Below are 22,480 nucleotides of genomic sequence, written 5' to 3'. Positions count from 1 at the left end.
GGCTCGTGGCGACCGCGGCGCTCAGCGCGCGTTGAAGTACTTCGCCTCGGGGTGGTGGATGACGATCGCGTCCGTCGACTGCTCGGGGTGCAGCTGGTACTCCTCGGACAGCTCGACGCCGATCCGCTCCGGCCGCAGCAGCTCGGCGATCTTCGCCCGGTCCTCCAGATCGGGGCAGGCGCCGTAGCCGAGGGAGAAGCGCGCGCCGCGGTACTTGAGCGCGAACATGTCCTCGACGTCGGACGGGTCCTCGCCGGAGAAGCCCAGCTCGGCGCGGACGCGGGCGTGCCAGTACTCCGCGAGGGCCTCGGCGAGCTGCACCGACAGGCCGTGCAGCTCCAGGTAGTCGCGGTAGGAGTCGGACTCGAAGAGCTTGGCGGTGGCCTCGCCGATCCGCGAGCCGACGGTGACGACCTGGAGGCCGACGACATCGGTCTCGCCGGACTCCTCCGGGCGGAAGAAGTCGGCCAGGCACAGGCGCCGGCCGCGGCGCTGACGCGGGAAGGTGAAGCGGGTCCGCTCGTTGCCCTGCTCGTCGAGGATGATCAGGTCCTCGCCCTTGGACACGCACGGGAAGTAGCCGTGCACGACGGCCGCCTCCAGGAGGTTCTCGGTGTGCAGGCGCTCCAGCCAGCCGCGCAGCCGCGGCCGTCCCTCGCTCTCGACCAGCTCTTCGTACGACGGTCCGTCGCCGGCCCGGTTCTGCTTGAGGCCCCACTGGCCCTTGAAGAGGGCGCCCTCGTCGAGCCAGGAGGCGTACTCCTTGAGCTGGATGCCCTTGACGACCCGGGTGCCCCAGAAGGGCGGCTCGGGGACGGGGTTGTCGACGGCGACGTCCGAGCGGCCCGCCGGCTCCGCCTCCTCGACCTCCACGGCGGAGGCGCGCGCGGCGACCCGGCGCTGCTTCAGCTCGGGCAGCGCCGCGCCCGGGACACCGCGCTTCACAGCGATCAGGGCGTCCATCAGGCGCAGGCCCTCGAAGGCGTCGCGGGCGTAGCGGACCTCGCCCTGGTAGATCTCGTGGAGGTCCTGTTCGACGTAGGCGCGGGTGAGGGCGGCGCCGCCCAGGATGACCGGGAAGTCGGCGGCCAGGCCGCGCTGGTTCAGCTCCTCCAGGTTCTCCTTCATGATCACCGTGGACTTGACCAGGAGGCCCGACATGCCGATGACGTCGGCGCGGTGCTCCTCGGCGGCGTCCAGGATCGCGGAGACGGGCTGCTTGATACCGAGGTTGACGACGTTGTAGCCGTTGTTGGACAGGATGATGTCGACGAGGTTCTTGCCGATGTCGTGGACGTCGCCGCGGACCGTCGCCAGCACGATGGTGCCCTTGCCGTCGGCGTCGGTCTTCTCCATGTGCGGCTCCAGGTAGGCCACCGCGGTCTTCATGACCTCGGCGGACTGGAGCACGAACGGCAGCTGCATCTGTCCCGAGCCGAACAGCTCGCCGACGACCTTCATGCCGTCGAGCAGCGTCTCGTTGACGATCTCGAGGGCCGGCTTGGTCTGGAGGGCTTCGTCGAGGTCGGCCTCCAGGCCGTTCTTCTCGCCGTCGATGATCCGCCGCTTGAGGCGCTCGTCCAGCGGCAGCGCGAGCAGCTCCTCCGCCTTGCCCGCCTTCAGCGACTTCGTGGTGGCGCCCTCGAACAGCGCCATCAGCTTCTGCAGCGGGTCGTAGCCCTCGGCGCGCCGGTCGTAGATCAGGTCCAGGGCGGTGGTGACCTGCTCGTCGTCGAACCGGGCGATCGGCAGGATCTTCGACGCGTGGACGATCGCCGAGTCGAGTCCGGCCTTCACGCACTCGTCGAGGAAGACGGAGTTCAGCAGGATCCGGGCGGCCGGGTTCAGGCCGAAGGAGATGTTGGACAGGCCCAGCGTGGTCTGCACGTCCGGGCGGCGCCGCTTCAGCTCCCGGATGGCCTCGATGGTGGCGATGCCGTCCTTGCGGGACTCCTCCTGACCGGTGCAGATGGTGAAGGTCAGCGTGTCGATGAGGATGTCCGACTCGTGGATCCCCCAGTTGCCGGTCAGGTCGTCGATGATCCGCTCCGCGATCGCGACCTTGTTCTCGACGGTGCGGGCCTGGCCCTCCTCGTCGATGGTGAGCGCGATCAGCGCGGCTCCGTGCTCCTGGGCCAGCCGGGTCACCTTGGCGAAGCGGGACTCCGGTCCGTCGCCGTCCTCGTAGTTCACCGAGTTGATCACGGCGCGGCCGCCGAGCTTCTCCAGGCCCGCCCGCAGGACCTCCACCTCGGTGGAGTCCAGCACGATCGGCAGGGTGGAGGCGGTCGCGAACCGGCCCGCCAGCTCCTCCATGTCGGCCACGCCGTCGCGGCCGACGTAGTCGACGCACAGGTCCAGCATGTGCGCGCCCTCGCGGATCTGGTCGCGCGCCATCTCCACGCAGTCGTCCCAGCGGCCCTCCAGCATGGCCTCGCGGAACTTCTTCGACCCGTTGGCGTTCGTCCGCTCGCCGATCGCCATGTACGCCGTGTCCTGGCGGAAGGGGACGGTCTGGTAGAGGGAGGCGGCGCCGGGCTCGGGGCGCGGCTCGCGGGCGGCCGGGGTGAGGTCGCGCACCCGCTCGACGACCTGCCGCAGGTGCTCCGGGGTCGTACCGCAGCAGCCGCCGATCAGGGAGAGGCCGTAGTCCCGGACGAAGCTCTCCTGCGCGTCGGCCAGCTCGGCCGGGGAGAGGGGGTAGTGCGCGCCGTTCTTGCCGAGGACCGGCAGGCCGGCGTTGGGCATGCAGGAGAGCGGGATGCGGGAGTGCCGGGCGAGATAGCGCAGGTGCTCGCTCATCTCGGCGGGGCCGGTGGCGCAGTTCAGGCCGATCATGTCGATGCCGAGCGGCTCCAGCGCCGTCAGCGCGGCGCCGATCTCCGAGCCGAGGAGCATCGTGCCCGTCGTCTCCACCGTCACCGAGCAGATGAGGGGTACGTCGGCGCCGAGGGCGTCCAGCGCGCGGCGGGCGCCGATCACCGACGCCTTGGTCTGCAGCAGGTCCTGGGTGGTCTCCACCAGCAGCGCGTCCGCGCCGCCCGCGAGCATCCCCTCCGCGTTCTGCTGGTAGGCGTCCCGCAGCGCGGCGTAGGGGGCGTGGCCCAGGGTCGGCAGCTTCGTGCCGGGGCCCATGGAGCCGAGGACCCAGCGCTGCCGGCCGGTGCTCGCCGTGAACTCGTCCGCGACCTCCCGGGCGATGCGCGCGCCGGACTCGGACAGTTCGTAGACCCGCTCCGGGATGTCGTACTCCCCCAGCGCCGCGAGGTTCGCGCCGAAGGTGTTGGTCTCGACGCAGTCGACGCCCGCCGCGAAGTACTCCTCGTGCACCGACCGCACGATGTCGGGCCGGGTCACGTTCAGGATCTCGTTGCAGCCCTCGAGGTTCTCGAAGTCCTCCAACGTGGGGTCCTGCGCCTGGAGCATGGTGCCCATCGCACCGTCCGCGACGACCACTCGACTGGCGAGTGCCTCACGGAGGGCGGCGGCGCGGGTCCGGCTGTCAGCGGAAGGGGTCGGCGACGAGGCCATGGATGAGCTCCCTGGGATGCGACGGCTGTCGGCTTTGCACGCTCGGTGGAGGGTGCACGGGGCCAGACTAGCCCCGCGGGTGCCGGGGTGGGCATGGCATCCCACGTGCCGGACGGCATCCTGTGTGCGGGGGCTCCCGTCCGCGTGTCGTCGTGGCGGACACTGTCGGGTACCACTCGGTCGGCATCGACCGATAGTGTTCAGCATTGTCGAACGGCATGATCCACGGGATCCTGTCCGTAGGACCCCGCGACCTGGCGGGATCGAGGAGAGGGAGAAGGGCCGGGCGATGGCGAAGAACATCCAGTCGCTTGAACGGGCGGCGGCGATGCTGCGACTGCTCGCCGGCGGCGAGCGCCGGCTCGGCCTGTCCGACATCGCCTCCTCCCTGGGGCTGGCGAAGGGGACGGCGCACGGCATCCTGCGCACGCTGCAGGCCGAGGGCTTCGTGGAGCAGGACGGGCCCTCGGGCCGCTACCAGCTCGGCGCGGAGCTGCTGCGCCTGGGCAACAGCTATCTGGACGTGCACGAGCTGCGGGCCAGGGCGCTGGTGTGGACGGACGACCTGGCCCGCTCCAGCGGCGAGAGCGTGCACCTGGGCGTGCTGCACCAGCAAGGCGTACTGATCGTGCACCACGTCTTCCGCCCGGACGACAGCCGGCAGGTCCTGGAGGTGGGGGCCATGCAGCCCCTGCACTCCACGGCGCTGGGCAAGGTCATCTCGGCGTACGACCCGGTGGCGCACAGCGAGGTCCTGGAGGTGCCGCGGGAGGCGTTCACGCCCCGGACGGTCACCGGCCTGGAGGAGTTCGAGACGCTGCTCGACACGACCCGGGCCCGGGGCTGGGCGGCGGACGTGGAGGAGACGTGGGAGGGCGTGGCCTCCGTGGCGGCGCCGATCCACGACCGGCGGCGGATGCCGGTGGGCGCGGTGGCCATCACGGGAGCCGTGGAGCGGGTCTGCGGCGACGGAGAGCTGCGCTCCGAGCTGGTCGCGGCGGTGCGCGACTGCGCCCGCGCCGTCTCCCGCGACCTGGGGGCCGGCCGCTTCTGAGAGGTTCGTACGACAACGGGGAACCCGCTGGTAACGATCGCGTTATCGGCGGGTTTTTCATTTCCCGGACCCTTGACGCGCTGTTAACCGGAGGGCAAAACTTCCGTTCATCGGTCGGCATTGTCGAACACCTACCGGCAATACGCGCTAGAGTGTGGCAGTGCCAAGGGCCGGCAACCGCCCTCACACGAGGGCGCGGACCACCGGAGGGACCCGGGGTTCGCCTTCCCCTGGACGAAGGACAAAGGAGTCGCGGGTGTCCAGCTCCGACATCTTCATCGGCGAGACCATCGGGACCGCCGTTCTCATTCTGCTCGGCGGTGGCGTCTGCGCCGCCGTCACGCTCAAGAGCTCCAAGGCCCGCAACGCGGGCTGGCTCGCGATCACCTTCGGGTGGGGCTTCGCGGTCATGACCGCCGTGTACATGACCGCTTCCCTCTCCGGTGCCCATCTGAACCCCGCCGTCACGGTCGGTATAGCGGTCAAGGACGGGGACTGGGGCAACGTCCCGGTCTACATCGCCGGCCAGATGCTCGGTGCCATGATCGGCGCGGCGCTGGTCTGGGTGGCCTACTACGGCCAGTTCCGGGCCCACCTCACCGACCCGGAGACGCTCGGCGAGAAGCCGCTGGAGGGCCCCGGCCCCGTGCTCGGCATCTTCTCCACCGGGCCCGAGATCCGGAACGTGTGGCAGAACCTCGCCACCGAGATCATCGGCACGGTCGTCCTGGTCCTCGCGGTGCTGACCCAGGGCCTCAACGACAGCGGCAAGGGACTCGGCGTCCTCGGCGCCCTGATCACGGCCTTCGTCGTCGTCTCCATCGGCCTCTCGCTCGGCGGCCCGACCGGTTACGCCATCAACCCGGCCCGTGACCTCGGCCCGCGCCTCGTGCACGCTCTGCTGCCGCTGCCGAACAAGGGCGGTTCCGACTGGAGCTACGCCTGGATCCCGGTCGCCGGTCCCCTGATCGGTGGCGCCCTCGCAGCGGGTATCTACAACATCGCGTTCGCCTGAGCCGTCCTTCTTCCAGACTTCCCTTGGAGTAACCGTGACCGACGCACACACCGCCGGGTCTTCCTCCCACGGCAGCGGCCCCTTCATCGCCGCCATCGACCAGGGCACCACCTCCTCGCGCTGCATCGTCTTCGACAAGGACGGCCGGATCGTCTCGGTCGACCAGAAGGAGCACGAGCAGATCTTCCCGAAGCCGGGCTGGGTCGAGCACGACGCCGCCGAGATCTGGGCCAACGTCCAGGAAGTCGTGGCGGGCGCCATCGACAAGGCCGGCATCACCTCCGCCGACGTCAAGGCCATCGGCATCACCAACCAGCGCGAGACCACCCTGCTCTGGGACAAGAACACCGGTGAGCCCGTCCACAACGCCCTCGTCTGGCAGGACACCCGCACCGACGGCCTCTGCAAGGAGCTCGGCCGCAACGTCGGCCAGGACCGCTTCCGCCGCGAGACCGGCCTGCCGCTCGCGTCGTACTTCTCCGGCCCGAAGGTCCGCTGGCTCCTCGACAACGTCGAGGGTCTGCGCGAGCGCGCCGAGCGCGGCGACATCCTCTTCGGCACCATGGACTCCTGGGTCATCTGGAACCTCACGGGCGGTGTCGACGGCGGCCACCACGTCACCGACGTCACTAACGCCTCCCGCACCATGCTGATGAACCTGCACACCATGGCCTGGGACGACAAGATCCTTCAGTCCATGCAGATCCCGTCGGCCGTGCTGCCCGAGATCCGCTCCTCCGCCGAGGTGTACGGCACGGTCAAGGGCGGCGTCCTGGACGGCATCCCGGTCGCCTCCGCCCTCGGCGACCAGCAGGCGGCCCTGTTCGGCCAGACGTGTTTCGCCGAGGGCGAGGCGAAGTCCACGTACGGCACCGGCACCTTCATGCTGATGAACACCAGCGACAAGATCATCAACTCCTACAGCGGGCTGCTGACCACCGTCGGCTACCAGATCGGCGACCAGAAGCCGGTCTACGCCCTGGAGGGTTCGATCGCCGTCACCGGTTCGCTGGTGCAGTGGATGCGCGACCAGATGGGCCTGATCAACTCCGCCGCCGAGATCGAGACGCTCGCCTCCTCGGTCGAGGACAACGGCGGCGCCTACTTCGTGCCGGCCTTCTCCGGCCTGTTCGCCCCGTACTGGCGCTCCGACGCCCGCGGCGTGATCGCCGGCCTCACCCGGTACGTCACCAAGGCGCACATCGCCCGCGCCGTCCTCGAGGCCACCGCCTGGCAGACCCGCGAGATCACCGACGCGATGACGAAGGACTCCGGCGTCGAGCTGACCGCGCTCAAGGTCGACGGCGGCATGACCTCCAACAACCTGCTGATGCAGACGCTCTCGGACTTCCTGGACGCGCCGGTCGTGCGTCCGATGGTCGCCGAGACCACCTGCCTCGGCGCCGCCTACGCCGCCGGCCTGGCCGTCGGCTTCTGGCCGGACACCGACGCCCTGCGCGCCAACTGGCGCCGGGCCGCGGAGTGGACCCCTCGCATGGACGCCGAGAAGCGCGACCGCGAGTACAAGAGCTGGCTGAAGGCCGTCGAGCGCTCCATGGGCTGGCTCGAAGAAGAGAACTGACGAGGAGTAGATCGACATGACCACCCTGCAGAGCGTCCCCGCCCTGGGGACGCACCCGGCTGCCGGTTCCCTCCCGAGCCGCGCCGAGACCCGGGAGCAGCTTTCCAAGGCGACGTACGACCTCCTGGTCATCGGCGGCGGCATCCTGGGCATCTCCACCGCCTGGCACGCCGCGCAGGCGGGTCTGCGGGTGGCCCTGGTGGACGCCGGCGACTTCGCCGGCGCCACCTCCTCCGCTTCCTCCAAGCTCCTCCACGGCGGCCTGCGCTATCTGCAGACCGGCGCGGTGAAGCTGGTGGCGGAGAACCACTTCGAGCGGCGCGCGGTCTCCCGCCAGGTGGCGCCCCACCTCGCCAACCCGCTCACCTTCTACCTGCCCGTCTACAAGGGCGGCCCGCACGGCGCCGCCAAGCTCGGCGCGGGCGTGTTCGCGTACAGCGCCCTGTCGGCGTTCGGCGACGGGGTCGGGCATCTGCTGAGCCCGTCGAAGGCCGCGCAGGACGTGCCCGAACTGCGCACGGACAACCTGAAGGCCGTGGCCGTCTACGGTGACGACCAGATGAACGACGCCCGCATGGCCCTGATGACGGTCCGCGCCGCGGTCGCCGCCGGGGCCACCGTCCTCAACCACGCCGAGGTCACCGGTCTGCGCTTCACCCGGGGCCGGGTCACCGGCGCGGAGCTGAAGGACCGCACCAGCGGGGACGAGTTCGGCGTCGACGCCCGGCTCGTGCTCAACGCCACCGGCCCCTGGGTCGACCACCTGCGGAAGATGGAGGACCCGGCCTCGGCCCCGTCGATCCGGCTCTCCAAGGGCGCGCACCTGGTCCTGAAGCGCACCTCCCCGTGGAAGGCCGCGCTGGCGACGCCGATCGACAAGTACCGCATCACCTTCGCCCTCCCCTGGGAGGACATGCTGCTGCTCGGCACCACGGACGAGGAGTACGAGGGCGACCCCGGCCAGGTCGAGGTCACCGAGAAGGACACCGCGCAGATCCTCGACGAGGCCGCCTTCTCCATCCGCGACCAGCAGCTGTCGCGCGATCTGATCACCTACTCCTTCGCCGGTCTGCGGGTGCTGCCCGGCGGCCCCGGCGACACCTCCAAGGCCAAGCGGGAGACCGTCGTCACCGAGGGCCGGGGCGGGATGCTGTCGGTGGCCGGCGGCAAGTGGACGACCTTCCGCCACATCGGCCGTACGGTGATGCGGAAGCTGGAGTCCCTGCCGGGCGGCCCGCTCGGCGAGGACTACGAGCCGGTCTCCGCGCTGCCGAAGCGGCTTCCGCTGCCCGGCATAGCCAACCCGAACGCGGTCGCGCACCGGCTGCTCTCGGACGGCCCGGCGCCCGGCCCGCGCATGGCCGCGGACACCGCCAAGCACCTGGCGACGCACTACGGTTCGCTCTCCTTCGACATCGCCCGGATGGCGAACGAGAACCCCGAGCTGGCCGAGCGCGTCCACCCGGACGCGCCGGAGATCTGGGCGCAGGTCGCCTACGCCCGGGACCACGAGTGGGCCGAGACGGCGGACGACGTGCTGCGCCGCCGTACGACGCTGACGATCCGTGGTCTGGCGACGGACGAGATCCGCGCCAAGGTGGAGGACGTCCTGCGCGCGTGAGCGGGTGAGCGGGTGAGCGGGTGAGGGAGGGGTGGGCTTCCGGACGGAAGTCCACCCCTCCCGCGTGTGCGGCGGGTGTCGGAAGGTTCGTGTGCCGACGGGAATTACTGGGTAGTCGATCATGGCGACGAAGGCCCTCGGTGGTGCACGAGGGCTGCGGACGGGTCGACGGAAAGCCGTAAGGTTGGTCCGTACGACAGGAACTTCGAAAAGGAGGCGCTGGGTGATCGAGCTCGAGGGGGTTCCCGAGCTGATCGACCCGGTCATGGTGGCCGCGTTCGAGGGCTGGAACGACGCCGGCGACGCCGCCTCCACCGCGGTCGCCCATCTGGACCGGGAATGGAAGGGCGAGGTGTTCGCGGCGCTGGACGCCGAGGACTACTACGACTTCCAGGTCAACAGGCCCACGGTATGGCTGGACAACGGCGTCCGGAAGATCACCTGGCCGACGACCCGGCTCTCCGTGGTCCGGATCGGCGGCGACAAGCCGCGCGACCTGGTCCTGGTGCGCGGGATCGAGCCGTCGATGCGCTGGCGGTCGTTCTGCAACGAGATCCTCGGCTTCGCCCACGAGTTGGGCGTGGAGATGGTGGTGATCCTCGGCGCGCTGCTCGGCGACACCCCGCACACCCGGCCGGTCCCGGTCAGCGGCGTCACCTCCGACCCCGACCTGGCGCGGACGATGGACCTGGAGGAGACGCGCTACGAAGGCCCGACCGGCATCGTCGGCATCCTCCAGGAGGCGTGCACGCACGCCGGGGTGCCCGCGGTCAGCCTGTGGGCCGCCGTGCCGCACTACGTGTCGCAGCCGCCCAACCCGAAGGCGACACTGGCGCTGTTGAACCGCCTGGAGGACCTGATCGACCTGCGCATTCCGCTGGGCGAACTGCCCGAGGACGCGCGGGCCTGGCAGCTGGGCGTGGACCAACTGGCTTCCGAGGACAGCGAAGTGGCGGAGTACGTCCAGACGCTGGAGGAGGCGCGGGACACGGCGGAGCTGCCGGAGGCCTCGGGCGAGGCGATCGCCCGGGAGTTCGAGCGCTATCTGCGGCGGCGTGAGCCCGGTCAGGGGCCGGGCCAGGGGCACGGAGTGGCCACCGAGGGCGGGGACACCTCGTATCTGCGGGACCCGTCCAGCGGCCGGACGCGACCGCCGAAACCGGAGCAGCCGGGGCCGGAGTCCGCGCCGGAGCTGCCGGGGGTCACGGGGCCGGACGCGACCCCGGAGCCGCCCGGGACGCCGAAGGTGTCACCGGCCGACGGCGCCACGGACGGCCCGGGGAACAGTCCGGAGGACACGCCGGATGCCGACCCGGGGACCGGCGGCACGGACCGTGGCAACACGGACGGCACGGAGGACGGTCCGGCCGGCGAGGCCGGGGACGGGTCCGCGGGCGACGCGGAGAAGTAAGGCGTACGGGAGAGGGGCCGCACCGGGATCGGTGCGGCCCCTCTCCCTTCTCAGGCGATGCGGCGGTGCGGGTGTTACAGCGCCACGCCGAGGAGGGCGTCGACGGCGCGGGAGACGAGGCCGGGCGCGGACTCGTCCGTGCCGCCCTCCTCGTTCTGCCGCGCGGCCCAGCGGTCGACCGCCGCGAGGGCGGCCGGGGCGTCGAGGTCGTCCGCGAGGGCTTCGCGGATCTCCTCGACGAGCGCGTCGGCGGACGTGCCGTCGGGGCGGGAGACCGCGGCGCGCCAGCGGTCGAGGCGCTCCACGGCGTCCCGGAGCACCTGGTCGGTCCACTCCCAGTCGGCGCGGTAGTGGTGCGAGAGCAGGGCCAGTCGGATGGCGGCGGGGTCGACGCCCTCACGGCGGAGCGTGGAGACGAAGACGAGGTTGCCCTTGGACTTGGACATCTTCTCGCCGTCCAGGGCGACCATGCCGGCGTGGACGTACGCCTTGGCCATGGGGAACTCGCCGGTGAGCGCCTGGGCGTGGGAGGCGCCCATCTCGTGGTGCGGGAAGATCAGGTCGGAGCCGCCGCCCTGCACGTCGAAGCCCATGCCGAGGTGGTCCAGGGCGATGGCGACGCACTCGATGTGCCAGCCGGGCCGGCCGGGGCCGAGGCTGTGCCCGTCCCAGCTCGGCTCGCCCTCGCGGGCGGCCATCCAGAGCATCGGGTCGAGGGGGTTCTTCTTGCCGGGGCGGTCCGGATCGCCGCCGCGTTCGGCGGAGAGGTGCCGCATCAGCTCGGTGTCGTAGTGCGACACCTGGCCGAAGTGCGGGTCGGCCTCGACGGAGAAGTAGATGTCGCCGTCCAGTTCGTAGGCGGCGCCGGAGTCCCGCAGCCGCTCCACGAGCGGCACGATGCCGGGTATGGCCTCGACGGCTCCGATGTACTGCTGCGGCGGAAGCATCCGCAGGGCCGTCATGTCCTCGCGGAAGAGGGCGGTCTCGCGCTCGGCGAGGCCGACCCAGTCGATGCCGTCGCGGATCGCCCGCTCCAGGAGCGGATCGTCCACGTCGGTCACGTTCTGGACGTAGTGAACCTGCCGCTTGGTGTCGAGCCACACGCGCTGCACGAGGTCGAACGCGTTGTAGGTCGCCGCGTGACCCAGGTGGGTCGCGTCGTACGGCGTGATGCCGCAGACGTAGATACGGGCGACGGGACCGGGGGCGAGGGTCACTCGTCCGCCGGTCGCGGTGTCGTGGATCCGGAGGTCGCGGCCCTTGCCGGGCAGGGCGGGGACCTCAGAAGCGGGCCAGGCATGCATGCCATGAGCCTAACCGGACAGCTGTTCCGGATACGAACCGGATCCGGGATCTTGACCTGATAGGCGGTCTTGCGGCCCAGGGGCCTGGCGTGCATACCCCAGGGGGGTGCGGCACGGGCAACAGGCCGTGGCCGGATCCGATCGGTCAGACCGGAGGCCAGGGGATGGCCGGCCACTGTCCCGACGGCTCGGGGTGCCGGCGGCTCGTGCGCAGAGCGGTGACGCGGCCGCGCAGCGCCTGCACCTCGGCGACGGTGAGCAACTGAGCCAGCCGGGTGGCGAGAGCGGTGCCCGGGGCGAGGGACCGGTCGAGCCGGTCCAGCACCTCGGACGCCTCGGCGGGCAGCTCCTCCCCCGCCCAGCCCCACAGCAGGGTGCGGAGCTTGTCCTCGACGTTGAAGGTGACGCCGTGGTCGATGGCGTACAGACGTCCGTCCGGGACGGGCAGCAGGTGGCCGCCCTTGCGGTCGCCGTTGTTGATGACCGCGTCCAGGACGGCGAGGCGGCGCAGGTCGGGACTGTCGGCGTGCACGAGGAGCGCGGTGCGGCCCTCGCCGGTCCTGGCGGGCCCGACGGCCTTCCAGCCGTCCCCCGGCTCCTCGTCCTCGGTGAGCGCGAGCAGGTTCGCGGTGGGGTCGGCCTCGATCCAGAGCTGGACCATGCCCTGTCCGTACGGTCCGTCGCGCAGCACGGTGGGCGGTACGAGCCCCCAGCCGGTGGCCTCGGAGAGCTCGTACGCCGCGACCTCCCGCTGGGCGAGCGTGCCGTCGGGGAAGTCCCACAGCGGCCGCTCCCCGGCGACCGGCTTGTAGACGCACGAGGCTTCCTCTCCGTCGTGGGCGACGGAGCAGAAGAGCACGGCGTTGGAGGCCTCGCGGACCTGCCCGCGGACGGTGAGCTCGCCCCGGGCGAGCAGCTCGATGACCGGCAGCGGCGGCGCGGTCGGCAGGCTCGGCACGTCGGTCATGCTCCGCGCCGGTAGCCGTTCTGGCGCGGGCAGACGTGCCCCTCCGGGTCGAGCGGAAGACTGCACAGGGGGCAGGGCGGCCGGCCGGCGTTGACCACGTCGAGGGCCCGCTTGGCGAAGGCTCTGGCCTGGGCTCCGGTGAGCCGGACCCGCAGCATCGGGGGGCCGTTCTCCTCGTCCTGCAGCAGGCGTTCCTCGGCCTCGGCGAGGTCCTCGTCGGTCTCGGCCTCGAGTTCGACCAGGGCCTGGGCCTCGACGATCATGCGCTGTTCCTCGCCGTCCCAGGCCAGCGCCATGGTGCCGACGCGGAACTCCTCCTCGATGGGGGCGTCCAGCGGGGCGGTGTCGGCGATGTCGGCGGGAGCGACCGCGGGGACGGGGGCGTTGCCCCCGGTGCGGCGCACCACTTCGTCGAGCAGCTCGTCGATGCGTTCGGCGAGCGCCGCCACCTGGGTCTTCTCCAGGGCCACGCTGGTGACCCGGCCGGCCCCGGACGCCTGCAGGAAGAACGTACGGCGGCCAGGCAGCCCGACCGTACCGGCCACGAAACGCTCCGGTGGGTCGTAGAGGAACACCTGACGGGACACGTCCCTGTCTCCCTTGCGTCTCGACGGTTCGAGGGCCCTGTGGAGGGCCTACAGCGGCCTGTCCACCCTACTGCGCGGATGGATCACGGTGCGCCCGCACCGCCACCGACCTCGGCGGCCCCGCCGCGGTCGGTGCCCTCGCCGCTCTCGCGGGGCGCGAGGGCGGCGAAGTCGCCGGTGTCGCCGAGGCGTACGAGGAAGGGGCGCAGGCGCGTGTAGCGGATCACGGTCAGGGAACACGGGTCGACATGGATCCGCTGGAAGAGGTCGAGGTGGAGGCCGAGCGCGTCGGCGACGACCGACTTGATGATGTCGCCGTGCGAGCACATGGCGTAGACCGCGTCCTCCCCGTGCTCGGCCTCCACGCGCGCGTTCCAGTCGTGTACGGCGTCGACGGCCCGCGCCTGCATGGCCCGCATGGACTCGCCGCCGGGAAAGGACGCCGCGGAGGCGTGCGCCTGGACGACCTGCATCAGCGGCTCGTCGCCGAGTTCGGCGAGCTTGCGCCCCGACCAGTCGCCGTAGTCGCACTCGTTGATCCGCTCCTCGGTGTGCAGCGGCAGCCCGGGCCGGGCGTCGAGGAGGGGCCGCACGGTCTCCTGGCAGCGCTGCAAGGGGCTGCTGACGACGGCCGCGAGCGGCACCCCGGCCAGCCGGCCGGGCAGGGCGGCGGCCTGCGCGGCCCCGCGCTCGTCGAGCGCCACCCCGGGCGTCCGCCCGGCGAGGACTCCGGAGGTGTTGGCGGTGGAGCGTCCGTGTCGGACGAGGATCAGGGTGACCATGGCGGCAAGCGTAGGCGGTGCGGCGCGCGTGGGTGAGTGCCGGAAGGACCGCGGGGACGGAACGGGGCACGCGCGCGTGGAGCCGGGGCGGGCGGGCCGCGCCCCCCAAGCGTGTGTGACGGGCCCCGGCGGGGGAGAATACGTCGCATGATCGTCGACTCCGCCCTGTACAAAGGCGGTGCTCGCGCCGTGGGGCCGTCCGATCTGTCGGACGCCCTCGCGGAGGCGCGGGCCACCGGGGACGCCTTCCTGTGGGTGGGCCTGCACGAGCCGACCGCCCGCGAGTTCGATCACGTCACCGCCGAGTTCGCCCTCCATCCGCTCGCGGTCGAGGACGCCCTGAAGGCCCATCAGCGGCCCAAGCTGGAGGTGTACGACGACTCGCTCTTCGTCGTCCTGAAGCCGGTGCTGTACGAGCCGGAGAGCGACCGGGTCAGCACCGGCGAGCTGATGGTCTTCATAGGCGATTCGTTCGTGGTGACCGTCCGGCACGGCGACGGCGCGCCCCTCGCGGCCGTGCGCCAACGCCTTGAGGCCGAGCCGGAGGTGCTGCGGCACGGTCCGACGGCGGTGCTGTACGCGATCAGCGACGCGGTCGTGGACCACTACATCGACGTGGCGGGTGAGCTCCAGGTCGACCTGGAGGAGCTGGAGGCCGACGTGTTCGCGCCGAGCGGCGGCTCCGCGTCGAACACGGCGGAGCGGATCTACACCGCCAAGCGCCAGGTCCTCGAGTTCCGGCGGGCCGGCGGGCCGCTGGCGGGGCCGATGGAGCGGCTGGCGGCCGGGACCGTACCGTTCGTGAGCGAGCACGCGCAGCCGTTCTTCCGGGACGTGAGCGACCACCTGATACGGGCCAACGATCAGGTGGAGGGGCTCGACCGGCTGCTCTCGGACGTGCTGTCGGCGCATCTGGCGCAGATGGGCGTGCGGCAGAACGACGACATGCGGAAGATCTCGGCCTGGGCCGCCATGGCGGCGGTCCCCACGATGGTCGCGGGGATCTACGGCATGAACTTCGACCACATGCCGGAGCTGCGGTGGGTGGGGTCCTATCCGGCGGTGGTCCTGGTGATGGCGGGCGCGGTGTTCGGCCTGTACCGGCTCTTCAAGCGCCGGGGCTGGTTGTAGCCGGTCCGTTCCGGCACTCCCCCGCACCCGCCGGCTCCGCCGAGGCGCCGGCCGTCAGAAGGCCGGGGCGGGGACCGGCGGGCCGCCCAGGGCGTCGCGCCGTTCGGGCATGGCGAGGTTCACCATCTTGTGCCAGCCGCCGACGCGTTCGTACGCGTACATGCCGTGGATGCCGGCGACGAGGGCCGCGGACTTCGCCTTGGGCCACTTCAGGATGCGGCCCATGTGGCCCATCACCGCGAGGCTGACGTCGCGGTAGATCCGGATCTCGGCGAGCGCGGACTCGTGCAGGGTCCGGTGGATGAGGCGGCCGTGACCGGCGTACGCGAGGCGCAGCAGCTCCTCGTGGCAGTACGCGAGGTGGTTCACCTCGTCGTCGCAGATCATGTGGATGGCCTTGCCCAGCTCGGGGTGGTTCCCGAAGTAGGTGACCAGCATGTCCATCTGGTCGGCGGCCCGCTGTTCGGTGACCCGGCTGTGGGAGAGGTAGACGATGATGTCCCGCTCGCTCAGCGGTTCCTCGCGGCGCAGCGTGTCGTGGGCCAGGCCGATGCCGTGGCGTTCCAGCAGCATCGTGTAGTCGGTCTCCGGCGGCACCGGTACGGGCTCCAGGCCCCGCTTCCTCAGCAGCGCGTTGAAGATCCGGCCGTGCTTGTCCTCGTCGGCACCGTGCCGGGTGATCTTGGGGGCCAGCTCGCGCATGCCCGGGGGGACGAGCGCCGCGATCCGGGCGTTCTCCCAGCCTCCCTGAGCCTCACCGCTGGCGGCGATCGAACAGAAGAGCTGGAAGGCCTCGTCGTCGTCGACGATCTCCTGGAACAGGCCCTTGGCCGTGAGCATTGCCGCCTCCTGACTGTGGGCGTCCGCACGCCGCACGTCCGCAGACCACGAGTCAAATGCGCTCCGGCGGCGCGGGCAACACGAGGGGCCGCGGGACTCGGCCGAAAGACGGAGCCCGCGATCCGTAACCGGCCGCGCGGTGGAGCGTTGTGCTCCGTGACGGCCGTGGCGGGGAAGACCCCCCGAGCCCCCACCACGGCCGCAGACTTCCCGCCCCGCGGGCCTCCCGGGCCCGGGCCCTTACGGGTCCGGCTCCCGGGTCGGGGTCAGGCCAGGCCCGCCCGTTCGAGGGCCTCGGTGCCCGCCCGCAGCGCCGCCACCCGCTCGTCGAGGGTGAAGCCGGCCGGGGCCAGGGTCAGCGTGGTGACGCCGGCGGCGGCGTAGGCCTTCATCCGGTCGGCGATGCGCTCGACGGAGCCGAGCAGCGTGGTCTGGTCGATCAGTTGGCGCGGCACGGCCGCCGCGGCGCCCGTCTTGTCGCCCGCCAGGTACTTGTCCTGGATCTCCGCGGCCTGCTTCTCGTACCCCATGCGCTGGGCGAGCTGGTTGTAGAAGTTCTGCTTCCTGCTGCCCATGCCGCCCACGTACAGCGCCGTGTACGGACGGAAGAGGTCCGCCAGGGCGTCGATGTCGTCGCCCAGGGCCAGCGGCAGCGTGGGGTGGACGTCGAAGCCGTCCATGGTCAGACCGGCCTTCTCGCGGCCCGCGCGCAGATGGCGCAGCGCGGTGTCCTCCAGATGCTCGGCGGACGGGAAGATCAGCAGCGCGCCGTCGGCGATCTCGCCGGTCTGCTCCAGGTTCTTCGGGCCGATCGCGGCGATGTAGAGCGGGATGTGCTCGCGCTGCGGGTGGACGGTGAGCTTGATCGGCTTGCCCGGGCCGTCAGGCAGCGGCAGCGTCCAGTGCTCGCCCTCGTAGCTGAGCCGTTCACGGGTCATCGCCTTACGGACGATCTCGACGTACTCGCGGGTGCGGGCCAGCGGCTTGTCGAACTTGACGCCGTACCAGCCCTCCGAGACCTGCGGCCCCGACACGCCGAGACCGAGGCGGAAACGGCCGCCGGAGAGCGAGTCGAGGGTGGCGGCGGTCATCGCCGTCATGGCGGGCTGGCGCGCCGGGATCTGCATGATGGCGGAGCCGACGTCGATCCGCTCGGTCTTGGCCGCCACCCAGGCGAGCACGGTGGGGGCGTCGGAGCCGTACGCCTCGGCGGCCCAGCAGACGTCGTACCCGAGGCGGTCCGCCTCCTGGGCCACGGCGAGATTGTCGCCGTCCATACCGGCGCCCCAGTAGCCGAGGTTGATGCCGAGCCTCATGACCGCTCCCTCTTTACTGATCAGTAACGTCCCTTGGGGCGGACTCTAGCGCGCGGGCACGGGATCCGTCAGGAGGAGGTTGTCCACAGGCTCTCTCCGCGTGGGGCCCTGGCCAGTAATCTCGCGCCCATGGAGCAGAGGCATCTCGGACGTACCGGCCTGCGCGTGTCCAGGATCGGGCTCGGCACCCTCACGTGGGGCCGGGACACCGACGAGCACGACGCCGCCGACCAGCTGAAGGCGTTCTGGGACGCGGGCGGCACCCTGGTCGACACGGCCGACGTGTACGGCGGCGGCGAGGCGGAGTATCTGCTCGGGCAGCTCATAGAGCGGCTGGTGCCGCGGCGGGATCTGGTCATCTCCACCAAGGCCGGCAGCGTGCCGGACCCCGACCGGCGGATGGACGGCTCGCGCGGCCATCTCCTGGCGGCTCTCGACTCCTCCCTGGAACGGCTCGGCACGGACCACGTCGACCTGTGGCAGCTGCACGCCTTCGACCCCCACACCCCGCTGGAGGAGTCGCTCCAGGCGCTCGACATCGCCGTGAGCAGCGGCCGGGCCCGCTATGTGGGGGTGTCGAACTTCTGCGGCTGGCAGCTGGCCAAGGCGGGGACCTGGCAGCTCGGCGCCTCCGGCGCGGGCAGGACCCGGCTCGCGGCGACCCAGATGGAGTACTCCCTGCTGCAGCGGGGCGTCGAACGGGAGGTGCTCCCGGCCGCGCTCGACCTGGGGATAGGGCTGCTGCCGTCCTCGCCGCTGGGGCGCGGTGTCCTGACGGGCAAGTACCGGCACGGGACGCCGACGGACTCCCGGGGCGGCTCGGAGACCATGGCGCCCTTCGTGGAGCCGTACCTCGACGACGCGGCGAGCCGGATCGTGGACGCGGTCACGACGGCCGCGGACGGACTCGCGGTGACGCCCTTGCAGGTCGCCCTCGCGTGGGTGCGGGACCGGCCAGGGGTGACCGCCCCGATCGTCGGCGCGCGCAACGCGCGGCAGCTCACGGCCGCCCTGTCAGTGGAGACCCTTAGTCTTCCTGACGAGATCTGCCGGGCTCTCGACGACGTGTCGGCGCCCGTGCACCGCTATCCGGACCAGGACTGGAGCACCCTGTGACCGAGCCTTCCCGGGAGACCCCTCCCGAGGCCGCCGAGCCCGTGCCGGGCGAGAACGACGACGCCCTCGCGAGCACGTCCGCCCCGGACCCCGTGGCGGCCGGCGCGGAGACCCACGCGGACGCGGACCCCGAAGCGGGGACGGGCGACACGGCCACGGGCGAGGGGGCGGCGGCCGACGCCGGGACCGCCGACGCGGAGAGCACCGACGCGGAGACCGCCGACGCCGGGACGGCCGCCGACGATGCCAGGACCGCCGAAGGTGCCGCCGGGGACGGGGCCACGGCGGCCGAGGTCTCCGAGGCGCAGGCCGAGCTGGCCGCGCAGCGGGAGCTGCGGGCCCGGATCGAGCAGCGCAAGGCGGAGAAGGAGGCGCCGATCGCCGCGGGCGCCAAGCTCAGTGGCAAGGCCGCCGACCTCCTCGCCGCCGTACGGGCCGTCGAGTCCGGTACGACCTCGGGCACCGCCTTCTTCGAGGAGCCGGAGACCGCGCCCCGGCGCCCTGCCCCGGCCGCGCCCGCCACGCCCGCGCCGGCTCCGGCGCCCCTGCGGCCGGCGCCACGGGAGACGGCGGCCGCCCCCGAGACCGTGGCGGCCGTGCGGGAGGTCCTGGTCCGCGGCGGGGCGCCGGACGCCCTGGCCGGGCAGGTGTCCGCCCTGCTCGGCGAGGGCGCCCCGCAGGCGCTGCTCGACGACCCCTGGCGGCTGCTCTCCGTGCCCGGGGTGCGCCCCGAGCACGCCGACGGCTTCGCACGGGCCCTGCTGGGCGCCGAGTGCGGGCCGGGCGACTCCCGGCGGGCCGTCGCGCTCGTCGTCTGGCTGCTCGAACGGGCCGCGGAGCGGGGGCACACGGCCCTGGAGGCGACGGACGTGAAGGCCGAACTCGGGAAGCTGTCCCTGCCCGACCCGGACGGGGCGGTCCAGGAGGCGATCTTCGAGGGGGCTGTCCTCGTCTTCCAGGAGGAGGAGGCGCCCGCCGGGGAGGAGGCGCCGGACGAGGAGGAACCGGCCGCGCCGGAGGAGGCGCCGGGCACGCCGGTGCCCGTGCTGCTGGGGCTCGACCGGTACGCCCTCGCCGAGGAGAGCCTGGCCGACGGCCTGGCCCGGCTCGTCAAAACCGTCTTCGCCGAGGTCTGGGAAGGTCCTGACCTGGTCCGCGCCGCCGGAGCGCACGGCCTGGTGCTCCACACCGGCGGCGAGGCGGCCCGCGCCGAGGCCGTCGCGCTCGCCGGGGCGGCCCGGGAGCGGGGGCTGCGGGTCGCGGTGGCCACGCACAGCGAGAACGGCCGGCGGCGCGTCGGCGGCGACGCGCTCACCCTCGCCGCGCTCCTCTCGGGGGAGGCGGGCCCCGGCCGCGACGCGGAGGGCGCGCTCGCCCTGGACCTGCTCGTCGTCCTGGACGCCCCGCAGCTCGACGTCGAGGGCGGCGCGGCGCTCGTGGAGTCCCTGCCGGACGGCTGCCGTCTGGTGCTCAGCGGCGACCCCGGGGTCCTCGGCTCCGCGGGCGCCGGCCGGGTCTTCGCCGATGTGCTGGCGTCCCGCGCGTGCCCGCAGGTGGCCTCCCGGGTGCCCGACCCGGGCCCGCTCGGCGAGCTGGTCTCGGGCATCGGCATCGGCGAGCTGAACCAGGTGGAGGCTCCGGGCAAGGAGGTCGTGATCGTCCCGGTCCGGGACGCGGGCGAGGCCGTCCACCGCACGGTGCAGCTGGTCGCCGACTCCGTCCCCCGGGCGATCGGGGTGCCGCCCGAGGACACCCAGGTGATCACGGTCGGCCACGGCGGCTCGGCGGGGACCCGGGCGCTGAACGCCGCACTGAAGCAGCGGCTCAACCCGGGCCCCGGCCGCTTCGGGGGCTTCGACCCGGGCGACCGCGTGGCCTATGTCCCGGCTCCGGGGCGGACGGTGGCGGGGACGGTCGTCTCGGCGGACGCGGAGGGGCTGCGCCTGACGTCCGAGAGCGGCGAGGAGCTGGTCGTACCGAAGGAGCGGGTGGAGTCGGCGCTGCGGCACGGCTGGGCGCTGACGGCGCACCAGGCGGCCGGGGCGCGCTGGCCGGCCGCGGTGGTGGTCCTGCCCGGCGACGCGGCGCAGGGGCTGAGCCGGGCCTGGGTGTACACCGCCTTCGGCCGCGGCGAACGGCATCTGTCGGTCGTCCACGGCGTGGACCAGGCGCTGCCGAGGGCGGTCGCCGAGGGCGTGCCCGCGGACCGCACGACCCGGCTGCGTCCGCTTCTCGAAGCGCTGCTGGCCGACACCGAGGAGTAGCGCCCGCCGGCCGGCCCGTGGGGGGGTGCGGGAACGACGCGAGGGTGGAGCGCCCGGTGCCGGGTGCTCCGCCCTCGCGAGGGGTCGGTCAGGCCCTCTGCGGCCTGAGGTCGTCGTCCGGTTCGTCGTCGAAGACCGCGCTGACGTCGAAGCGGCAGACGATCCGCTCGGGATCGGCGTGCTCGAAGGGGGCGCTCAGCCAGTCCCCCGGTTCCGGGAGCTCCTCGGCGGCCGAGACCCAGAGGGTGGAGTCCCCCTCTTCGAGGCCGAACTCCTTGTGCCGGGAGGCGATTTCGTCCGGCTCGAACTCGCCGAAGAGCAACCCCAGCGCCGCGTGGGTGCCCGCGGCGACCACGGAGGGCATGGCCGCGCCTTCCTCCTCGCTCTCCAGGTCGGCGATGCGCTGTGCCTGGGCGATCAGCCGCTGCGGCTCGACCACGGCGTAGTCGCGCCGGATCAGCACGCTGAGGGCGTGCGGCTCCTCGGGTCCGGCGTACGGCGGCAGGGAGTCGTCGGCGCCTGGGATCTCGAAGGGGGTGACCTCGTCGTACCGGTCGTAGAGCCGCTCGTCGTAGGACTCGGCGGCCGCGGCGAGGGCGTTGAAGGCTTCGTAGACGGCCGGGTCGTCGTCCCCCGTGCGGCGTTCGACCGCCGCGAGGTGACGGTCCAGTGCGGCTTTGACCGCCTCGGCGGCGGCACGTACCTCGGCAGCGGTGGGCTGCGCAGCATCAGACATGGGACAGACGCTATCCGTACCGGGCCCGTGCCCGCACAATAGATGCGATGCCGGAATACGAATTTGTCGACGTGTACGTGCCGCGAGGGGTCTCCCGCAAGGAGGCGACGCGGCTGTTGACCGACCATGCCGAGTACGGGCACTGGGAGTTGGACCGTCTGAGCCTGCACCGGGACGGCAGCCGCAGAGTGCGGCTGCGACGGCGCATCATCCGTCAGGTCCGCGCCACCTGGTGATACGACGAGGGGCCCCGCCCGGGCGGGGCCCCTCGTGTGCGCCCGGCCACCCGGCGTGAGCCGGTGGCACGGGGGCGCGCCTAAGCCGACTGGCGGGCGCGGCGGTAGATCACGGAGCCGGCGAGCAGCAGGGCCGCGCCGGCCGGGACGATCAGTCCGAGCGGACCGGAACCGGTCTCGGCGAGCTCCTCGGTGGCCGCCGGCTGCGTGATGGTCTGCGTACCGGGGGTGTTCGGCCCCTGCGGGGTGCCGGGGCCGCCGGGCCAGCCGGACCCACCGTCGTCGCCGGGGTTGCCGGGCGTTCCCGGAGTGCCCGGGTTGCCAGGGGTCCCGGGGTTACCCGGGTTGCCCGGGTTTCCAGGGTTGCCCGGGTTACCGGGGTTCCCCGGGTTTCCGGGGTTCCCCGGGTTTCCGGGGTTGCCCGGGTTACCGGGGTTGCCCGGCTCCCCCGGGGGCGTCGGCTCGATGCCGTTGCCGCACTCGTTGCCGAAGGGCGGATTGATCGCGCCGATGCCCGTGATGCTGTTCCCGCAGACGTTCACCGGGACGTGGACCGGGGCCTGCACGTGGTTGCCGGAGGCGATCCCCGGGGAGTTGGCGGTGCCCCCCTCGGCCGAGGCGCCGCGGTGCCGGCCGGACGGGCCCGCCGGCTTGGAGACGTTGGCGCATGAATTGCCGAACGTCGGATTGATCAGCCCGACCACACTGACGGTGTTCCCGCAGATGTTCACCGGGGCGTGCACCGGCACCTGGACGGAATTGCCGGACGCGATGCCCGGGGAATTCGCCGCCGTACCGCTCGCACCGGAATCGGCGTGTGCGTAACCGCCGCCGAGGGCCATGACCCCGCCCGCGGCCGCAACGGTGATCAGGCCCTTGCGCGTGACCTGTCGCATAGGTTCTTCCCTGCCTTTTGGCTCTGCCTGCTCGGCTTCAGAAAAGGCCCCGGGCTCGGCGCCCGGGGCCGGAAATGCCCACCGGCCCCGG

At 72.3% G+C, this 22,480-nt stretch carries 18 protein-coding genes; 9 read left to right on the top strand and 9 right to left on the bottom strand.

Features of this window, described 5'->3' with window-relative positions:
* Nucleotides 1-21: 21 nt before the first annotated feature.
* Nucleotides 22-3,531 (bottom strand): methionine synthase, encoded by a 3,510-nt coding sequence (gene metH / locus ACFZBD_RS28125; RefSeq protein ID WP_391144734.1) that lies wholly within the window; start codon nucleotides 3,529-3,531, stop codon nucleotides 22-24.
* 289 nt (nucleotides 3,532-3,820) lie between these two features.
* On the opposite strand from metH, the gene ACFZBD_RS28120 reads away from it, so the two are divergent.
* The 5 genes from ACFZBD_RS28120 (at nucleotide 3,821) to ACFZBD_RS28100 (ending at nucleotide 10,214) form a co-directional block, all read left to right on the top strand.
* A complete protein-coding gene (locus ACFZBD_RS28120) occupies nucleotides 3,821-4,585 on the top strand; it encodes an IclR family transcriptional regulator C-terminal domain-containing protein (protein ID WP_391144731.1) in 765 nt (254 codons plus the stop codon).
* Nucleotides 4,586-4,841: 256 nt separating this feature from the next.
* Entirely contained in the window at nucleotides 4,842-5,600 is a 759-nt protein-coding gene (locus ACFZBD_RS28115) for an MIP family channel protein (RefSeq protein WP_391144728.1), read from the top strand.
* Nucleotides 5,601-5,634: 34 nt separating this feature from the next.
* Entirely contained in the window at nucleotides 5,635-7,182 is a 1,548-nt protein-coding gene (gene glpK / locus ACFZBD_RS28110; RefSeq protein ID WP_391144724.1) for a glycerol kinase GlpK, read from the top strand.
* Between the two features lie 16 nt (nucleotides 7,183-7,198).
* Complete coding sequence (locus ACFZBD_RS28105; RefSeq protein WP_391144720.1) at nucleotides 7,199-8,803, top strand: FAD-dependent oxidoreductase; 1,605 nt, start codon at nucleotides 7,199-7,201, stop codon at nucleotides 8,801-8,803.
* A gap of 223 nt (nucleotides 8,804-9,026) precedes the next feature.
* On the top strand, nucleotides 9,027-10,214 hold the full coding sequence (locus ACFZBD_RS28100; protein ID WP_391144718.1) for a PAC2 family protein: 1,188 nt from the start codon (nucleotides 9,027-9,029) through the stop codon (nucleotides 10,212-10,214).
* A 74-nt stretch (nucleotides 10,215-10,288) separates the two neighbouring features.
* On the opposite strand, the gene mshC is transcribed toward ACFZBD_RS28100, so the two are convergent.
* The 4 genes from mshC to ACFZBD_RS28080 all read right to left on the bottom strand — a co-directional run bounded on the left by mshC (nucleotide 10,289) and on the right by ACFZBD_RS28080 (nucleotide 13,854).
* On the bottom strand, nucleotides 10,289-11,518 hold the full coding sequence (gene mshC / locus ACFZBD_RS28095; protein ID WP_391144716.1) for a cysteine--1-D-myo-inosityl 2-amino-2-deoxy-alpha-D-glucopyranoside ligase: 1,230 nt from the start codon (nucleotides 11,516-11,518) through the stop codon (nucleotides 10,289-10,291).
* Nucleotides 11,519-11,663: 145 nt separating this feature from the next.
* The gene (locus ACFZBD_RS28090) at nucleotides 11,664-12,518 is read right to left on the bottom strand and encodes an SCO1664 family protein (protein WP_391145332.1); all 855 of its coding nucleotides are present in this window, start codon (nucleotides 12,516-12,518) and stop codon (nucleotides 11,664-11,666) included.
* Entirely contained in the window at nucleotides 12,482-13,072 is a 591-nt protein-coding gene (locus ACFZBD_RS28085) for a DUF3090 family protein (RefSeq protein WP_391144713.1), read from the bottom strand. Before ACFZBD_RS28085 ends, ACFZBD_RS28090 begins: the two co-directional genes overlap by 37 nt.
* A gap of 83 nt (nucleotides 13,073-13,155) precedes the next feature.
* Nucleotides 13,156-13,854: an MSMEG_4193 family putative phosphomutase gene (locus tag ACFZBD_RS28080; protein WP_391144712.1), complete on the bottom strand. Its 699-nt coding sequence runs from the start codon at nucleotides 13,852-13,854 to the stop codon at nucleotides 13,156-13,158.
* Between the two features lie 138 nt (nucleotides 13,855-13,992).
* On the opposite strand from ACFZBD_RS28080, the gene ACFZBD_RS28075 reads away from it, so the two are divergent.
* Nucleotides 13,993-14,985 carry a CorA family divalent cation transporter gene (locus tag ACFZBD_RS28075; RefSeq protein WP_391145329.1) on the top strand — a complete coding sequence of 331 codons (993 nt, stop codon included), beginning with the start codon at nucleotides 13,993-13,995 and terminating at the stop codon, nucleotides 14,983-14,985.
* Between the two features lie 54 nt (nucleotides 14,986-15,039).
* On the opposite strand, the gene ACFZBD_RS28070 is transcribed toward ACFZBD_RS28075, so the two are convergent.
* Nucleotides 15,040-15,825, bottom strand: coding sequence for a ferritin-like domain-containing protein (locus tag ACFZBD_RS28070; protein ID WP_391144709.1), 786 nt, complete (start codon nucleotides 15,823-15,825; stop codon nucleotides 15,040-15,042).
* A gap of 266 nt (nucleotides 15,826-16,091) precedes the next feature.
* Nucleotides 16,092-17,141, bottom strand: a complete 1,050-nt coding sequence (locus ACFZBD_RS28065) for an LLM class F420-dependent oxidoreductase (protein ID WP_391144707.1) — start codon at nucleotides 17,139-17,141, stop codon at nucleotides 16,092-16,094.
* Between the two features lie 129 nt (nucleotides 17,142-17,270).
* On the opposite strand from ACFZBD_RS28065, the gene ACFZBD_RS28060 reads away from it, so the two are divergent.
* Entirely contained in the window at nucleotides 17,271-18,257 is a 987-nt protein-coding gene (locus ACFZBD_RS28060; protein ID WP_391144706.1) for an aldo/keto reductase, read from the top strand.
* Nucleotides 18,254-20,521: a helix-hairpin-helix domain-containing protein gene (locus ACFZBD_RS28055; protein ID WP_391144704.1), complete on the top strand. Its 2,268-nt coding sequence runs from the start codon at nucleotides 18,254-18,256 to the stop codon at nucleotides 20,519-20,521. The genes ACFZBD_RS28060 and ACFZBD_RS28055 overlap by 4 nt, the downstream gene beginning before the upstream one ends.
* A gap of 88 nt (nucleotides 20,522-20,609) precedes the next feature.
* On the opposite strand, the gene ACFZBD_RS28050 is transcribed toward ACFZBD_RS28055, so the two are convergent.
* A complete protein-coding gene (locus ACFZBD_RS28050; RefSeq protein ID WP_391144701.1) occupies nucleotides 20,610-21,257 on the bottom strand; it encodes a hypothetical protein in 648 nt (215 codons plus the stop codon).
* Nucleotides 21,258-21,304: 47 nt separating this feature from the next.
* Between ACFZBD_RS28050 and ACFZBD_RS28045 the strand changes: the two genes are divergently transcribed.
* Nucleotides 21,305-21,493: a DUF5703 family protein gene (locus tag ACFZBD_RS28045; RefSeq protein WP_005319466.1), complete on the top strand. Its 189-nt coding sequence runs from the start codon at nucleotides 21,305-21,307 to the stop codon at nucleotides 21,491-21,493.
* An 80-nt stretch (nucleotides 21,494-21,573) separates the two neighbouring features.
* On the opposite strand, the gene ACFZBD_RS28040 is transcribed toward ACFZBD_RS28045, so the two are convergent.
* Complete coding sequence (locus tag ACFZBD_RS28040) at nucleotides 21,574-22,389, bottom strand: chaplin family protein (RefSeq protein WP_391144698.1); 816 nt, start codon at nucleotides 22,387-22,389, stop codon at nucleotides 21,574-21,576.
* Nucleotides 22,390-22,480 lie beyond the last annotated feature (91 nt).

Source organism: Streptomyces sp. NPDC008121, assembly GCF_042957155.1.
GTDB lineage: Bacteria > Actinomycetota > Actinomycetes > Streptomycetales > Streptomycetaceae > Streptomyces.
This window is presented reverse-complemented; position numbering and strand designations above follow the sequence as displayed.

Coding starts and splice junctions, on each gene's coding strand:
- ACFZBD_RS28120 (WP_391144731.1), top strand. CDS start 3,821: ATGGCGAAGAACATCCAGTCGCTTGAACGGGCGGCGGCGATGCTGCGA.
- ACFZBD_RS28080 (WP_391144712.1), bottom strand. CDS start 13,854: ATGGTCACCCTGATCCTCGTCCGACACGGACGCTCCACCGCCAACACC.
- ACFZBD_RS28050 (WP_391144701.1), bottom strand. CDS start 21,257: ATGTCTGATGCTGCGCAGCCCACCGCTGCCGAGGTACGTGCCGCCGCC.
- ACFZBD_RS28070 (WP_391144709.1), bottom strand. CDS start 15,825: ATGCTCACGGCCAAGGGCCTGTTCCAGGAGATCGTCGACGACGACGAG.
- metH (WP_391144734.1), bottom strand. CDS start 3,531: ATGGCCTCGTCGCCGACCCCTTCCGCTGACAGCCGGACCCGCGCCGCC.
- ACFZBD_RS28060 (WP_391144706.1), top strand. CDS start 17,271: ATGGAGCAGAGGCATCTCGGACGTACCGGCCTGCGCGTGTCCAGGATC.
- ACFZBD_RS28065 (WP_391144707.1), bottom strand. CDS start 17,141: ATGAGGCTCGGCATCAACCTCGGCTACTGGGGCGCCGGTATGGACGGC.
- ACFZBD_RS28045 (WP_005319466.1), top strand. CDS start 21,305: ATGCCGGAATACGAATTTGTCGACGTGTACGTGCCGCGAGGGGTCTCC.
- mshC (WP_391144716.1), bottom strand. CDS start 11,518: ATGCATGCCTGGCCCGCTTCTGAGGTCCCCGCCCTGCCCGGCAAGGGC.
- ACFZBD_RS28105 (WP_391144720.1), top strand. CDS start 7,199: ATGACCACCCTGCAGAGCGTCCCCGCCCTGGGGACGCACCCGGCTGCC.
- ACFZBD_RS28040 (WP_391144698.1), bottom strand. CDS start 22,389: ATGCGACAGGTCACGCGCAAGGGCCTGATCACCGTTGCGGCCGCGGGC.